The sequence below is a fragment of the Flavobacterium sp. genome (assembly GCF_036405015.1).
Taxonomy (GTDB): domain Bacteria; phylum Bacteroidota; class Bacteroidia; order Flavobacteriales; family Flavobacteriaceae; genus Flavobacterium.
Genome location: NZ_DASWYK010000065.1, coordinates 1 through 16,859, shown reverse-complemented (window position 1 = coordinate 16,859; position 16,859 = coordinate 1). Strand labels below are relative to the sequence as shown.

12 protein-coding genes are annotated in these 16,859 nt (G+C 34.5%); 4 read left to right on the top strand and 8 right to left on the bottom strand.

Annotated elements, in window-relative coordinates; translation table 11 throughout:
- The first annotated feature begins 39 nt into the window (after positions 1-39).
- The 3 genes from VGE71_RS05590 (at position 40) to mgrA (ending at position 5,072) form a co-directional block, all read left to right on the top strand.
- Positions 40-1,422 carry a sialate O-acetylesterase gene (locus tag VGE71_RS05590; protein ID WP_331137425.1) on the top strand — a complete coding sequence of 461 codons (1,383 nt, stop codon included), beginning with the start codon at positions 40-42 and terminating at the stop codon, positions 1,420-1,422.
- Positions 1,423-1,642: 220 nt separating this feature from the next.
- Entirely contained in the window at positions 1,643-3,940 is a 2,298-nt protein-coding gene (gene bglX, locus VGE71_RS05585) for a beta-glucosidase BglX (RefSeq protein ID WP_331137424.1), read from the top strand.
- 175 nt (positions 3,941-4,115) lie between these two features.
- Positions 4,116-5,072: an L-glyceraldehyde 3-phosphate reductase gene (gene mgrA, locus VGE71_RS05580; RefSeq protein ID WP_331137423.1), complete on the top strand. Its 957-nt coding sequence runs from the start codon at positions 4,116-4,118 to the stop codon at positions 5,070-5,072.
- Positions 5,073-5,116: 44 nt separating this feature from the next.
- Here the strand turns inward: mgrA and VGE71_RS05575 are convergent, their stop codons facing one another.
- The 8 genes from VGE71_RS05575 to VGE71_RS05540 all read right to left on the bottom strand — a co-directional run bounded on the left by VGE71_RS05575 (position 5,117) and on the right by VGE71_RS05540 (position 15,559).
- Entirely contained in the window at positions 5,117-7,096 is a 1,980-nt protein-coding gene (locus VGE71_RS05575) for a glycoside hydrolase family 97 protein (protein WP_331137422.1), read from the bottom strand.
- 206 nt (positions 7,097-7,302) lie between these two features.
- Positions 7,303-8,592 carry a beta-mannanase gene (locus tag VGE71_RS05570; protein WP_331137421.1) on the bottom strand — a complete coding sequence of 430 codons (1,290 nt, stop codon included), beginning with the start codon at positions 8,590-8,592 and terminating at the stop codon, positions 7,303-7,305.
- Positions 8,593-8,744: 152 nt separating this feature from the next.
- Positions 8,745-9,989 carry a glycoside hydrolase family 26 protein gene (locus VGE71_RS05565; protein WP_331137420.1) on the bottom strand — a complete coding sequence of 415 codons (1,245 nt, stop codon included), beginning with the start codon at positions 9,987-9,989 and terminating at the stop codon, positions 8,745-8,747.
- A gap of 6 nt (positions 9,990-9,995) precedes the next feature.
- A complete protein-coding gene (locus VGE71_RS05560) occupies positions 9,996-10,544 on the bottom strand; it encodes a carbohydrate binding domain-containing protein (protein ID WP_331137419.1) in 549 nt (182 codons plus the stop codon).
- A 34-nt stretch (positions 10,545-10,578) separates the two neighbouring features.
- Positions 10,579-11,769 carry an AGE family epimerase/isomerase gene (locus VGE71_RS05555; RefSeq protein ID WP_331137418.1) on the bottom strand — a complete coding sequence of 397 codons (1,191 nt, stop codon included), beginning with the start codon at positions 11,767-11,769 and terminating at the stop codon, positions 10,579-10,581.
- A gap of 6 nt (positions 11,770-11,775) precedes the next feature.
- Positions 11,776-12,966: a glycosidase gene (locus tag VGE71_RS05550; protein WP_331137417.1), complete on the bottom strand. Its 1,191-nt coding sequence runs from the start codon at positions 12,964-12,966 to the stop codon at positions 11,776-11,778.
- A gap of 27 nt (positions 12,967-12,993) precedes the next feature.
- On the bottom strand, positions 12,994-14,385 hold the full coding sequence (locus VGE71_RS05545; protein WP_331137416.1) for an MFS transporter: 1,392 nt from the start codon (positions 14,383-14,385) through the stop codon (positions 12,994-12,996).
- Between the two features lie 37 nt (positions 14,386-14,422).
- Positions 14,423-15,559, bottom strand: coding sequence for a glycoside hydrolase family 26 protein (locus tag VGE71_RS05540; protein WP_331137415.1), 1,137 nt, complete (start codon positions 15,557-15,559; stop codon positions 14,423-14,425).
- Positions 15,560-15,866: 307 nt separating this feature from the next.
- Here VGE71_RS05540 and VGE71_RS05535 point away from each other — a divergent pair, with 307 nt between their 5' ends.
- Entirely contained in the window at positions 15,867-16,745 is an 879-nt protein-coding gene (locus tag VGE71_RS05535; protein WP_331137414.1) for an AraC family transcriptional regulator, read from the top strand.
- Positions 16,746-16,859: the final 114 nt, after the last annotated feature.

Here is a 16,859-nt window from a genome sequence, read left to right as displayed (position 1 = left end):
TGGCAAACGAATATGCACCATTTTTAAAGAAGTTGCTAAATGAAAAATAATATCTATAAGTTTGTTTTCTTTTTATTGATTTCCAGTACTATGATGGCAAACGTTTCGCTTCCGAATATTTTTAGTGACAATATGGTTTTACAACGCAACTCTGAAGTGAAAATTTGGGGTTGGGCAAATCCTAAGGAAGAAATAAAATTAGTTTCGAGCTGGAACAATCAAGAATATAAAGCGGTTGCCAATAATCAAGCAAAGTGGGAATTGACAATTAAAACTCCAGAAGCGGGCGGACCTTTTACGATTGTTATAAAAGGCTACAATGAAGTGGTTTTAAAAAATATTTTAATTGGAGAAGTTTGGCTTTGTTCAGGACAATCGAATATGGAAATGTCGGTAAGTTGGGGAATTGATGATGGTGAAGAAGAAGCAAAAAACGCAACGAATCCGAATATTCGTTTTTTTACAGTTCCGAAATTGACTGCTACAAGTCCGCAGAATAATTTGCTTGGAAACTGGACAGAATCGACTCCAGAAACCATGAAATATTTTAGTGCGATTGGCTACTTTTTTGCCAAACGTCTGCGCGAAGATTTAAAAAATGTTCCAATCGGGTTGATTTCTTCGAATTGGGGCGGAACTCCTGCAGAAATTTGGATGCAAGAAGATGTGGTAAACAATGATCCTCTTTTATTAGAAAATGCTAAAAAACTCAACGAACAAGAATACGGACCAAGACAACCGGGACGTGCTTACAATGCGATGATTTATCCAATTGTTGGATTTAAAATTGCAGGGACGCTTTGGTACCAAGGCGAGTCAAATGTGGGTTCTTTGGTTTATGATAAAACGTTGGGTGCTTTGATTACTTCATGGCGAAAAGAGTGGAAGGATGATTTTCCGTTTTATTATGTTCAGATTGCGCCATTTAAATCGGGAAGCAATAATTTCTCTAATGTAACGGTTCGAAATTCACAGAGAAAATTGCTGAAAGAAGTTTCTAAGACCGGAATGGTAGTAATCAGTGATATTTCGGATACGATTGATATTCATCCAAAGAATAAAAAATCAGTCGGAATTCGTTTGGCGAATTTGGCTTTGACAGAAACGTATAAAACCAATTCTAATTTGGTAAATGGCCCATTGTTTAAAAATAGTAAGATTGAAAAAAACAAAGTAACCGTTTCTTTCGATTATGCTGACGGACTTTATTTTAAAGACAAAAAATCGAATCAATTTGAAGTGGCTGGTGCTGATGGAGCTTTCTTTCCCGCAGAAGCTCAGATAAAAAACAATGAAATTATTTTAACGAGCAAAAAAGTTCCTAAACCCGAGAAAGTAAGGTTTGCCTGGGGAAATACGACGCAGTCGGATTTGTTTAATAAAGCGAATCTCCCTGCTTCTTGTTTTAGTTCTGAGGAATAAAATTTTAGATTTTAGAATGTAGATTTTTTGCATGATGTAAAAAAAAACGAAGATTTTCTTTTGAAAACGTGTGCGTGAGGGATAGAAGTGGAAAGCCCGGAGCCTGACGAAGGAAGTGCGAGGACTTGTAACAGATAGCCCGACCCGAAGGGACACGCCCAAAATAATAAACTTAGAATCTTAGTATCTCAGCACCTTAGAAGCTTTAAAAAAACTAACCATGAAAAATAAAAAAATAATCATTATCGGGGTTTTGTCCCTGTTTACTGTTGGAAATATGAATGCACAAAAAAAGCCGTATTTGGATAAGAATAAAACTGTTGAGCAGCGTATCGATTTGCTTTTACCGTTAATGACGCTGGAGGAAAAAGTAGGGCAAATGAACCAGTATAATGGTTTTTGGGATGTTACAGGTCCTGCACCAAAAGGCGGAACAGCCGAATTAAAATACGAACATTTAAGAAAAGGTTTAGTAGGATCGATGCTTACGGTTCGCGGTGTAAAAGAAGTTCGTGCCGTGCAGAAAATTGCAGTTGAAGAAACTCGTTTGGGGATTCCGCTTATTATTGGTTTTGATGTAATCCATGGCTATAAAACGTTAAGTCCGATTCCGCTAGCAGAAGCGGCAAGTTGGGATTTAGAAGCGATTAAAAAGTCGGCGGCGATTGCGGCTGATGAAGCTTCGGCATCTGGAATTAATTGGACTTTCGGACCAAATGTGGATGTGGCAAACGATGCACGTTGGGGACGTGTGATGGAAGGCGCTGGAGAGGACCCGTATTTAGGAAGCAAAGTAGGTTATGCGCGTGTGAAAGGTTTTCAGGGAGAAACAGTTGCTGATTTGGCTAAAGTAAATACCATTGCCGCCTGCGCGAAACACTTTGCAGCTTATGGTTATGTTGAAGCAGGTTTGGAATATAATATTGTAGATATCAGTAATTCTAAATTGTATAATTCGGTTTTGCCTCCTTTTGAAGCGACGGTTGAAGCGGGAGTTCGTACGTTTATGAATTCGTTTAATACTTTAAATGGTGTTCCGGCAACTGGAAATGCCTTTTTGCAAAGAGACATTTTAAAAGGAAAATGGAAGTTTGACGGATTTGTAATTTCGGATTATGCTTCTATCCGCGAAATGATTGCACATGGCTATGCAAAAGACGAAGCTGATGCAACAGCAAAAGCTGTAAATGCAGGCTCTGATATGGATATGGAATCGTATTTATACGTTGCGAAATTGGTTGATTTGGTAAAATCTGGAAAAGTAAAAGAAGCATTGGTTGATGATGCGGTTCGCAGAATTCTTCGTGTGAAATTTGAGCTAGGATTATTTGATGACCCGTATAGATATTGTGATGAAAAACGCGAAAAAGAAGTGGTTGGAAGCAAAGCTAATAATGAAGGCGTTTTGGATATGGCGAAGAAATCGATCGTTTTATTGAAGAACGAAAAGAGTTTGCTTCCGTTAAAAAAATCAGGACAAAAAATCGCTTTGATTGGTGCTTTGGCAAATGATAAAAATAGTCCGTTAGGAAGTTGGAGAATTGCTGCTTCTGACGATACTGCCATTTCTGTTTTAGAAGGAATGCAACAATATAAAGACAATCAATTGGTTTTTGAAAAAGGTGCTGATTTATTAAAACAAAAAGCAACTTTCTTAACGGAAACTGTTTTTAATACAACTGATAAAAGCGGTTTTGAAGCAGCGAAAAAAGCAGCAAAAAATGCCGATGTTGTGGTAATGGTTTTGGGTGAATACGGTTTTCAAAGCGGTGAAGGAAGAAGTAGAACCGATTTGAATTTGCCAGGTTTACAGCAAGAATTATTAGAAGAAATCTACAAAGTAAATCCGAATGTAGTTTTGGTTTTAAATAATGGTCGTCCGTTGAGTATTCCGTGGGCTGCAGAAAATATTCCAGCAATTGTTGAGGCTTGGCATTTAGGAACGCAAGCTGGAAATGCAGTGGCTCAAGTTTTATACGGAGATTATAATCCGAGTGGGAAATTGCCAATGTCGTTTCCAAGAAATGTTGGTCAAGTTCCAATTTATTACAACAAATACAGCACAGGAAGACCTATAGACAGCGATAAAAACGTTTTCTGGTCACATTATATGGATGTGGAAAAAACACCGCAATTTCCGTTTGGTTTTGGTTTGAGCTATACGACTTTCGATTATAAAAACCTGAAATTAAATAAAACTTCTTTTGCAAAAGGTGAAAAAGTTCAAGTAAGCGTTGAGGTTACAAACTCTGGAAATTATGACGGAAAAGAGGTGGTGCAATTGTACATTCATGATGAATTTGCAAGCATCATTCGACCAATTAAAGAATTAAAAGGATTTGAATTGGTAAATCTTAAAAAAGGAGAAACTAAAACGGTAAAATTTACTTTAACGGATAAGGAACTTGGTTTTTATGATAATGAAGGAAAATATCTTGTAGAGCCAGGAACTTTTAAAATTATGGTTGGAGGAAGCTCTGATAAAGGTTTGCAGAGTGGTTTTGAGATAACTGAATAAGGTTTTTTAAGACACAAAGTTTTTTTTTTCGCCACGAATTCACGAATTATTTTTTTTAAAATTCGTGAATTCTTGGCGATTTAATTTAATGATAAAATCTTAGTTACTTAGCGCCTTTGTGGCAAAATTTCGTATTTTTAAAATCTATTAACCTTCAACCTTACAAATTAAAAACATGAAATATAACAGATGTGGCAGAAGTGGTTTATTGCTTCCGGAGATTTCCTTAGGATTATGGCATAATTTCGGTTCAGTAGATAATTTTGAAAATGCTGAAAGTATTGCGATTGAAGCTTTTGATAAAGGAATTACTCATTTTGATTTAGCCAACAATTATGGTCCAGTTCCAGGTTCTGCTGAAGAGAATTTCGGAAAAATATTATGGCATAATTTTCAGGGAAATCTGCGTGATGAAATCGTAATTTCTACCAAAGCTGGTTATACAATGTGGAAAGGCCCTTACGGAGATTGGGGATCTAGAAAATACCTTCTTTCCAGTTTAGATCAGAGTTTGAAACGAATGAATGTCGATTACGTTGATATTTTTTATTCACACCGTCCAGATCCTGAAACTCCAATTGAAGAAACGATGATGGCTTTAGATCATGCTGTTCGAAGCGGAAAAGCTTTGTATGTTGGAATCAGTAATTATTCTGCTGAACAAACTAGAGTTGCTGTTGATGTTTTAAAACAATTGGGAACTCCTTGTTTAATTCATCAAGCGAAATATTCGATGTTGCAACGTTGGGTTGAAGATGGTTTACTCGATGTTTTAGAAGAAAAAGGAGTTGGCTGTATTGCGTTTTCGCCTTTGGCACAAGGACTTTTAACGGATAAATACTTAAACGGAATTCCTGAAAATTCACGTGCTCATAATCCAAACGGACATTTGAGAGAAGATGAGGTGACACAGGAACGCATTCAGAAATTAATTCAATTAAATGAAATTGCTCAAAATAGAAATCAATCTTTGGCGCAAATGGCTTTGGCTTGGTTGCAAAAAGACAAACGGATTACATCGGTTTTAATTGGAGCGAGTTCAGTAAAGCAATTGTGTAACAATATTGATTGTTTGGAGAATACTGAATTTTCTCATGATGAATTGAATGCGATTGAGAAGATTTTATCTTGATATTTAAACCTAACAGGTTTTTAAAACCTGTTAGGTTTCTAGATTTATTTAATAATCATTGCCAAACCTCCGCCACTTGCCAATCGATATTTTAGTTTTGTTGTAGATTCAACGGTAATAATTTCTCTTTTATAATCTACAGCAGCTTTATCAGCATTTACACCATCAGAGAAAATTTCAGCTTGGAATTTTTTGCCTTTTTCAAGGAAAGAAAAATCAATTGTGATGTCTCTTGAATCCCAATTTGTGATTGCTCCAAAATACCAGATATTGTCTTTTTTTCTTGCCATTGAAACAAATTTTCCAACTTCTCCGTCAAGAGCGACAGTTTCATCAAAAACAGTTGGAACCTTAGCAATAAAATCAGTGCTTTCTTGTTCCTTCATAAAAGCAGTTGGGCTATCGGCCATCATTTGCAAAGGTGCTTCAAAAATTGTATATAATGCCAATTGATGACATCTTGTACCCTGACTCATCGGAGTGGAATGACTTGGTCTAAATTCACTTTTCGTGGCATTTCGCATTGCGCCCGGCGTATAATCCATTGGACCCGCCATCATTCGGATAAACGGAATTGTGGTATCATATAACGGAACATCATCATTTGGCGTCCATTTATTGTTTTCTAAACCTTTTACACCTTCAAAATTTAAAATATTTGGAAAAGTTCTTTGAATTCCGGTTGGTTTATACATGCCGTGAAAATCAATAATTAATTTGTGGTTTGCTGCCTTTTGCGAAATGTCATAAACGGAATTTACCATTTTAGCATCGTCACGGTCTAAGAAATCAACTTTAAAACCTTTAACTCCTAATTTGGCATAATTATCAAAAACGGCTTCTGTATTTTTAGTTAATGCCATCCAAGAAGCCCATAAAATAATGCCAACGTTTCTTTCTTTCGCGTAGGCGATTAAAGCTTCCAAATCAACATTTGGATTGTGTTTCATGATGTTGGTTTCTACGCTCCAGCCTTCATCCAAAACCACATATTCGACTTTGTTTTTAGAAGCAAAATCAATATAATATTTGTATGTCTGCGTATTGATTCCAGCTTTAAAATCGACATTGTAAATATTCCAATCGTTCCACCAATCCCAAGCTACTTTTCCGGGTTTTATCCACGAAATATCTTTTATACGTGAAGGTTCGGCTAATTTCTGAACCATATCATTATTGGCTAAAGCAGCGTCATTTTCAGAAATCACAATTGCTCTCCACGGAAAAGTTCTTGTTCCTTTCGTTTTCACTAAATAATCGGCTCTTTCGGTGATTAGTTTGTTGAGGTAGTTAAATCCGCCGTTGGTTTCTTGTATAGGATATTTAGAAAAACGAGATTCAAATCCTTTTTTTTCGTTATTATTCGTTACAAATAATCCTGGATAATCTTCTAAATCAGCTTCTAAAAAAACAGCTTTTTTATGGTTTTTATAATCAATTAAAAATGGTAAAAAGGCTAAAGTATCTTTTGAAAATTCGCTTATTTTCTTGTTTTCATAATGCGATTCAAAAGAAGAAATAAACTGGTCTTTCGGATTTCTTAAATCTCTCACATAGGGCATCAAAGTACTGTAATCTTTATCAAAATTTAAAACGACTTCTTCCCAGTTAACCGTAATATCTTTTTTCTTTTTGGTGATAAATCGATACGCTGCACCATCATCAAAAACGCGGAATTCAATAGAAAAATCATTTTTAAAATTTAAAGTCAGTTGATTGTAATGATTTTGAACTGATTTCTTTTTGTAAAGAGGTGTTTCAAACGAAGTATTTACGGTTTCTTTTTTCGAATTTAAAACAACTGGATTTTTTCCTAAAACGACATTTCCGTCTAAAGTTAAAGACATTTCAGATGGAGCCAAAATCAAATCTTTTTGATGTGAAATCGACCAACTAATTTTATCAGCAACATTAATTTTGACGTCAATTTTTCCATCAGGAGAAGTCACCGTAAAATCCTGTTTCTTCTGAGAAAAAGAAAGATTTACGAATAGAAAACAAAAAAGAATAAATGTGTTTTTCATGCTATTTTTTTTGAAACCATATAAGTGATATAAGTTCATTTAATAAGTTTTATTCAATAAAAAATCTAATCTGTATTAATCTTTTTAAATCTGCGTGAGATAATGTATGCGCAAAAAATATTTCACGCAGATTTAAAGAGATTTCAGCATAATATGTACAGATTAAATCTGACTAAAATGAACTTATATTACTTATATGGTGAAAATTATTTTTTCTGTAACTGTAAATTGTATTTTTTTACAATTTCTAGAGTAGATTTATCGCCATTAAAAACAGAGTTTAAACCTTGTGGTTCTTGTGGAGGATCTGTGGTTAAAGGTTCTCCGGGATTCCATTTTCCATCAGGGTGAATTGCTTTTCCTTCACCGCCATAACCCCAGAAATTTGCTGCTTGTAGCGGACCGCCATTTTTACGACTTTCAACCACTCTTCCGAAAATATAACTGTAAAATTGGTCGCGATAAACAGAAGGTGCGCCCGCATTTAAATTTTCATGTTCTCTCGGAAGTCCAAATTCTTCTATGATAATTGGTCTTTTGAGGTTGTTGGCCACTTTAATATGATCGTCAATATATTTTCCTGCATTCTCAATCGTTGAGGGCATTGTAGTTTCAGCGTTATCGGCTTTGAACCAATTCCAGTTTTTTGGCCAAATGTGCATCGTCAAATAATCAATATTCGGATTTTGGTGCGTTCTTTCAAAGATTTCCATACTGTCGTTAGAACTATTTTTTCCTTCAGAACCTGTAGAAACCAAATGATTTTTGTCTAAACTGTCAATTAAATCCACAATATTATTCAGCCATTTGGTAAATTTTGCTTCGTTTTCTGGAGTAAAAGTTCGAGGCTCATTTCCAACTTGCCAAGCCATAATGGTGTTGTCTTCGTTGTATTTCTTTTTAGAATAAGCATTTGTTCTACCAATAATAAATTTCACATGATTGTTCAATGCTTCCATGCAAGGCTCACAACTATGAAATTGTTCAGTATACGACATAAACTGAGGCCAAGTATTCGGCGGAATATTCGGAACCGGAACAGGCCCTTTTCCATTCCATTCTAAATATTGTGACATACCGCCAGACCATTCCCAGTTATTGGTCAAGTACAAAACCGCATACATTTTACGTTTGCTCATTTCGTTGATCAAGAAATCCAATCCGTCCAATAAATCTTCGTCGTATTTTCCTTGTTCATATTGCAAAGCTGGACGAACCGTGAAATCATATTTTCCGCCATCTGCACCAACCAAAACACGTAAATTATCGATTCCGTTTTTTTTCATGAAATCCAGTTCACGTAAGAGTCTTTTACGATCACCTAATTTTTTAGACGCCAACATACTTCCGTACCAATAATTGGTTCCGATATAAGCGTAAGGTTTGTCACCTTTATAAAATTCATTTCCTCTCACGGTAATTCTTTCCTGTGCTTGACAAGCCATTGCGACAAAAATCAAGGTTAAAGAAAAGATTTTAAAAAATTGATTTTTCATAATTTGTATTTTAAGGAGCTAATCCTGCTATCCGTTACAATCTTTTGTGGCGAACCCCGCCACAAAAGGATTTTCACTTCTATCAGGGCTAGGGCTTTACGTTATTTAAGACGTTCTGATTTCAACTTGAAATTAAACCTGAAACAAAAAAGTTATTTCGGCATTTCGTACATTTTCGGTAATGAATTCAATAATGCCGATTTTGATTTTTCGGCAAATGTTTTAAAATCACTTGCATTTGATACTGTACCATTTGGAACATAATAGCCATCTTTAGTATTATTCCAAAACATGACATAACTTATAGTGTTAAACTGAAGATCAAATGTTCTGTTGTCATGTAAAACATTGTATAGATTGGTAGAAAACCAATTGTTTATTGGCGGTGTGGTTGCTGTAACCTGATATCCTGTCTCAGTCAAAGCTGCGATTTTTACTCTGGTTTTGGCAGCAATAGAAAGCATTTTTAGTTTTGCGTTAGCTCTATTGTATCCATCATTTCCACTGTTTAAATCACCATAATTATCCATTCCTAAAACATCAACATATTTATCGCCTGGATATCGAGTTAAATAATCTTCAACTGTTGAATAAGAATTATCAGGAGAATAAGCGTATAAAATATTGTGAACTCCTTTTGTATTTTTGAGATAATCAACTGTAAACTGATAAGCTTTTTTATATTCTTCTGCGGTACAAAAATTAGCTCCCCACCAAAACCAGCTTCCATCAAATTCATGAAAAGGTCTAAAGATTATCGGAATCAATTCTCCATTTGAACCTTTTAAATTCGAAATTACACTAGCGACTTTGTCAAGTTTCTTTTTGTACCATTCGTTGTTTGCTCCACCTGGCAGGATACTTCTAAAAGCAGTCGATTTCTGATCTGCGGTCATATCGGCTGTGTAGAAAGAATCTTCTTTGTAAGGTTCTCTCAAGTGCCAGCTGAAAGTGTTGATTATTCCTTTCGCGTAAGCGGCTTTAACATCCGAGACAATTTTTAGTTCTTGCTGATAAAACCAATTGTTCAATTGTTCGTTGTTGTTTTTATCGGTTATAAACATAAAATCAGAACCTAAAACGGCAGGATCAAAACCTGTATTTTTTTTAATGTCGGAGTAGCCTCCAGCGTCTTGATAAAAACTGTTAAAAGCATCTTGCTGTCCAATAGCGGTTTTGGTTTCGCCAAGTCTTTTTAAATTATAAAAAAGTGCCTGAGTTTCTTTTGTAGCGCTCGCATCGACCATATAAGTCAAAACATTTTGAGTGGTCAAAGGATCGCTTTGCGTTGGCGGATCAACTATAACTTCATCGGTTGAATCTTTATCTGAAGAACAAGCTGCTAAAACTAAAATGCAGAAATTCAACAAAGCGATTTTAAAAATGGATTTTTTCATTTTGGTTTATTTAGCTTCAGAATTCAATTTTGAAAATGCTTCTTCAGACAATGTTGTAATTTTTATATCATCAAAAAATACAGTACCATTCGTTTGTGCCAATGCGAGCATTACTCTTATTTTCTTTGCATCAGCGGGAACTTTTATGGCTTTTTTGTAATTCACCCAATCAGTTGTTCCTTTTGCTCTAGCAATTGTTTCTGTACCCACTTGTTTGTCTGCACTGTTTGTAAATTCGATGATCACGGCAGCAGCTTTATAATCTTCTTTTTGGTTTTCGATTCCTTCTGCTTTCATCCAGGCACTGCATTCTACTGCATATGTATTTTTGGCTATTGAAACGGTTTGGTCAAAAGCTCTCCATTCTGCACCAGTATACTGATTAATTAAAGCGCTGTTTTTTCCAGATTTTTTGTCGTAAGGAGAAAGCGCACCATTTTCCTGTCCGTTCCAATTGGTTAAGTCATATTCGAAACCTCCGTTTTTTATAAGATTGGTTTGAGCATCTGAAATTATTGAGATCAGGAATAAACTAAAAAGAAAAAAAAGTTTCATAATGACTTAAAATTAGAGTTAGAAATGAATAAAATTAATCTTGAATTCGCTGTATAAGTTCAATACAAGCTCTTCCGTTGTGATAAGGGCATTTCCAGAATCCGGCTTTGTCTTTTTTCATTATAGAATAGTCTTGGTAAACTCCCCAATACCATTCGCCATTTTGCTGGTCAATCATGTATTTTTTTGTGAATTTCCAGATTTTAAAAACAATATCCAGATATTCTTCTTTCCCTGTTAATTGATAAGCATTGTAAAAACCAATTAAAGCTTCGGCTTGTGGCCACCAATGTTTTTCGGGAATTAATTCGTTTTTTTCGGAATCAAATTCGTACCATAAACCACCATCAATATCAAGACCTTCTTTGGTTGCTTCTGCAATTTGAATGGCATATTTTTTAAAATTGGCAATCAAAGTCTGATCTTCTGAAATTTCGGCGCATTGTTGTAAAAGCCAGGCCGCTTCTATATCATGTCCGTATGAAATAACATCTGGTTTTTCTTTCCAATTTTCATCAAAAAACAAACGCAAATGTCCCGTTTCAGTATTAATAAAATGCTGTTCAATTGTTTTTAATAATTCGAGAATGTCTTGAAGCAGTTTTTCATCTTTCCAGACTTTATATAAATTCACATAACCTTCAATAATATGAAGATGAGTATTCATCGTTTTCTTTTCGTTGGCATCTTTTGCACTCAAACGTAAATCGTCTATTGCCTGCCAATCTCTGGTAAAGGCTTCAAAATAACCTTTGTTAGCTGTATCGTAACTATGTTCCTGAATTTTTGAATATAAATTTTTAGCAATTTCTAATGCTCTTTCGTTCTTTGAAATCGCATAATATTCAGATAAGCCATAAATGGCAAATGCCAAAGCATAAATCTGATTTTTGGTGTCTTTTGGAGTTTTATCCTCATTAATACTCCAAAAAAGACCTCCAAATTGAGTGTCATAAAAGTAAGCTGCAAGAAATTCAAATGCTCTTTCTGCCAGTATTTTGTGGTTTTCGTTTTTCGTGGTTGCGTAACTGGCAGAGAATGTCCAGAGAATTCGGGCATTTAAAACCGAACCTTTTTCTGCATTTGAAATCAGATGATCATTAAAATCGATTTGCCCTACAAAACCACCATTTTGATCATCAATAGTACGTTCTGACCAATATTTTAGGATAGAATCCAGTTCTGCAGTTAGTTCCGATTTTAAAAGCTTTAATTGTAATGACACGATATTTTAAATTGCGTTATTTCTTTCGATTTGATTAATAATAGTCTGAACAGAACCTGAAGAAACAAAAGTATCAGCAGGAGTATTGGTTACATAATCGACCAATTGATCGACAGATGAAACTGCAACATGCATGCGTGTATCTGATGAAGCGTAATAAACGTAAACTGTACCGTCTTCATCTTCAATCCATCCGTTAGAAAATAAAACGTTCGAAACATCACCAACTCTTTCAATTCCTTCAGGTCCCATAAAATGACCTGCTGGAACATGAGTTACTTTTGCAATATCATTCAAATCAGTCATAAACATATACAAAGTATAGCGCAATCCTGCAGCAGTATTACGAACACCATGCGCCAGATGCAGCCAACCTTTTGAGGTTTTAATTGGAGCAGGGCCAAGACCGTTTTTTAACTCATAAATAGTGTGATATTGTTTTCCGAAAATGATTTTTTCTTCTTTTACAATTGGATTTTTCATGTCTTCAACATAACCTAAACCAATTCCGCCGCCAGATCCAACATCGATAAAACCATCTTGCGGACGTGTGTACAAAGCATATTTTCCATTTACAAATTCTGGATGTAAAACTACATTTCGTTGTTGTCCAGTGTTTGAAATTAAATCTGGAAGTCTTTCCCAGTTTATTAAATCTTTAGAACGTACAATTCCAGCATTGGCAACAGCCGAACTTGTGTCGCCTTTTGGTGCTTTTGGATCTTTTCTTTCTGTGCAGAAAATACCATAGACATATCCATCTTCGTGATGAATTAAACGCATATCGTACACATTTGTATCTGGTTCGTTGGTTTGTGGAATTACGCAAGGTTTGTCCCAGAATTTGAAATTATCAATTCCGTTTGGACTTTCAGCAATTGCAAAAAACGATTTTCGGTCAATTCCTTCTACGCGAACGGCAAGCAGATATTTCCCTTTCCATTTCATCGCACCAGCGTTAAAAGCAGCGTTGATTCCAATTCTTTCTTGTAAAAAAGGATTTGTTGTCTCGTTAAAATCAAAACGCCAGCTTAGGGGAGCATGTTCTGCTGTTACAACAGGGTTTTCATAGCGCACGTAAATTCCGTTTCCAACTGCTTGTTTGGGTTTGTTTTTACGTTCAAGTAGTGTTTTATGTTCGTTTTCTAATGCCGTTTTTCTTTCCTGAAAAGTCAGCGAAGATGTTATTGTTGTCATATCAATTGATTTCTGTATCTGTAATTTTTAATGATTTTGATCTCTCTTTTCGTTTAAATCCTGTTCTATAATTTGTAATTTTTCTTCTGATAATGGATAAAATGCTATAAAAGCTACCGAAATTGCTGCTGCAATTGCAGGCAGTATGCTTAACATTAATTGAATTCCGTTTTGAGCTGTTGCAGTTTGTTCAACATTGGCCTGAAAACCATAATAACCTAAAAGCCATCCCGCTCCAGCACCACCAATGGTCCATCCAAATTTTTGTGACATTGAAGAGGCTGAGAAAACTAATCCTGTTGCACGACGTCCTTGTTTCCATTCAGAATAATCGGCGCTATCAGCATACATAGACCAGATTAATGGGAAAATACAACCCGCACAAATACTAATTAAAACCTGAAAAATCAGAATTAAGTAAATGTCTTCTTTTCCAAATAAATAGAAAATGAGACTTAAAATTGCTGCTAAAGCCATAGCTCCAAAGAAGGTTTTCTTTTTACCAATTTTATTAGCAATTGGTGTTGCAATAATAACTCCGATGATGTTTGCAGCTTGTCCTAAAACCAAATAGATTGATGTTGGTGTCATATAAAAATCACTTCCAAAAAGCGAAAAATCAAATTTGATTGCGCTGCTTACATAATATTTGAAATAATAAACTGCAGCACCATCACGAATGGAGTTAAAAACCAAAGCTCCAATTCCAGCTCCAAGTAAAATCCACCAAGGTTTATTTTTTAGAAGATCTTTTAAATCTTCTTTTAAATTATTTTGTTCGTCTGCAATAGGTTTGATTCTTTCTTTGGTGAAAAGGAAACACGCCCAGAAAAAGATGGTAGTAATGAATCCGAAAACGGCGATTGTTGCCAGCCAACCAGTTTTAGAATTAAGGTTTCCACCAAAATAATTAACCAAAGGTTCAATTAACCAAAGGGCTAAAAGACTTCCTCCGAAAGCAAAAACCATTCGATAAGATGAAAGTGTGTTTCTTTCTTTTCTATCAGAAGACATTACGCCTAAAAGAGAGGCATAAGGAACATTGATTAGAGAATAAATCATCATCATTAGTGAGTAAGTCACATAAGCATAAATGATTTTTCCTTTTTCGTCAAAATCTGGTGTGTAAAAGGTTAAAACTCCGATTATGGCAAAAGGTATAGCTACCCAAAGTAAATAAGGTCTGAATTTTCCCCATTTGCTTTTGGTTCTGTCAGCCAGAATTCCAACAATTGGATCAAAACAGGAATCCCAGATTCGGGTAATTAAAAACATGGTTCCAACTATAGCAGGTGCCAATCCGAAAACATCGGTGTAAAAAAACAATAAATACATACTGAAAATTTTCCAGAACATAGAGGAAGCAGCATCTCCAAGTCCGTAACCGATTTTTTCTTTTAAACTAATTTTGTCGTGCATTGGTTAATTTTTTGAGGTTTTAGTTTTAAGTTGAGTTTTACTTTAAAGCTTTTTTAATGTCTTTTTCAAATATAGTCTGATTCAGATTATAAAAATCGATAAAATCTTTTTCGCTTGCCTGTCCAGAAAACGGAGCATAATAATGCATTTTCTGTTCTTTTTCCTGCCAGCCATGATTTCTCCATAATAAGACATAAGAAATTTTATAATCTCCAATTGCTTTTAACAAAGTTCCTGTCCACCATTTTGGATCTGGAACTGCTTCGTAACCTGCTTCTGCCAATGCCATTAATTTGTGTTTTTCAGCACTGATTTTATTTAAGATTTTAAACTGATTCTGAACTTCGCCAATAAATTTTTGTCCATCAGGATCATTATTGTTTTGATAACTGTCAAAACTTAACATATCTACATAATTATCACCTGGATAATTGGCTAAATAATCTGCTTCATTTGCAAAACTGCCCGTATTGTAAACATATATTAAGTTGTGAACTCCTTTTTTTTGAAGATAGTCGAAAGTAAATTTCCAAGCTGTTTTAAATTCTTCTGGAGTGCAATTGCCTTTTCCCCACCAAAACCATCCTCCAGTAAGTTCATGAAAAGGTCTGAATAGAATCGGAATATTTTTTCCGTTTTTATCTTTTAAAGACAAGAAGAAAACAGCAGCTTTATCTAGCCATGAAGTGAATTTCTTATGGTTTTCAGCTCCAGGAAGAATAGTTTTTAAGGAATTAGGAGTGTTGTCCCAGGCATTTTTTCCTGTTGCTGGATTATCAAAATGCCAGCTTATGGTTGAAATACCACCTCTTGAATTGGCTTCCATAATATATTGTTTCATTTTTGCAAAAGGAACTCCGTCAATATTATTTGGACTATCATTTTCTAAACCTGCAATATCCCAACCATAAATTGCCGGATAATCGCCAACAACGTCTTTTACATCACTTCTTCCATCTTCATATTTCCATTTTACTCCATAAGCCAAATCATCCTGATGACCAAATAGAAAACCTTTATGCGATAAAATGTTTAGATTTTTATAAAGTGTTTTTGTCTCTAAAGTTGCTTTTTGATCTGAAAGTGACAAATTTGTATTACTCGCCTTTTTCTGCGATTCGCATGAAATGCTAGTTAAAACAGCTGTCAGAAGTATGATGAAATGTTTTTTCATTGTCGAATTATTGGTTGTTAATTGTGCTAAATGCTAAAGATACAATGATTTACGATTTTTAAATCTACTGATAATTCTGTTCGAAAATTCTTTAACGATTTGCGTTGAAAATTATTAAAACTATAAAAAGATATTTAATTAAAAATGATTAATGTTTATTATTAAAGCTCTTTTTAAGAAATTGATAATTAATTTTTTCAAAGATAATTGTATGAATATCGTCTAATCAATATTATTTTATCAATTATATATCATATTATTGCAGTCAAAAAAGCGAATTATTCCTTTTCTGATACAAGATTTTAATATGAGTGCTACGAAAAATTTTTATAGAGAAATTGCGCCCCTTGCTGCAAGTGATAGTTTTTTGGTTTTTGACCGAGTAAAAGACAGCTTTGATTTCCCGGTTCATTATCATCCGGAATTTGAGATTAATTTTATTCTAAATGGTAAAGGAGTAAAGAGAGTTGTGGGAGATAATATTGAAGAAATTGATAATGTTGAATTAGTTCTAATTGGTCCTAATTTATATCATGGATGGGAGCTGAATAAATGTACGAGTAAAAAAATTCACGAAATTACCATTCAGTTTCATAATGATTTGTTTCATGAATCTTTGTTGTCTAGACGTATTATGAATCCGATTCGAGATATGTTTAATAGATCTATTCATGGTATTCTTTTTTCAAAAAAAACCGCAGAAGAATTGACTCCAAGACTTGTAAGGCTTTCTAAATTAGATGGTATGGATTATTTTTTGGAAATTACTTCTTTATTATATGATCTGGCAAATTCTAGAAATCAGCGTTTGCTTTCAACATATACTGTAGATTATGATACGTTTGATGATTATGATAAAATGAAATTGGTTTACGAATATGTTCAGAAACATTTTGCTGAAAAAATTACTTTAGAGGATGTGGCCAATGTTGCTAGTATGTCGATCATTTCGTTTAATAGATTTATTAAAAAACGAACAGGAAAGACTTTTGTGAATTATATCAATGATATCAGAATTGGTTATGCGGCTCGCTGGCTGGTAGAAAAAGATATGAGTGTTTCTGAAGTGGCTTTTAAATCTGGTTTTAATAATATCGCGAACTTCAATCGCAGTTTTAAGGCTACAAAAAACTGTACGCCTAGTCAATATCGTGAAGATTTTTCGGGATTGAAACGAATTTTATAGTGATACTTTTTTATCATGAATAAATATTATTTTTAACGAAAACGTTTGCTTTTAAGGTTTTTGTTGTTTTTTATGTATGTTTTGGGTTCTTTTAGAGGATTGTTGTTGCGAATA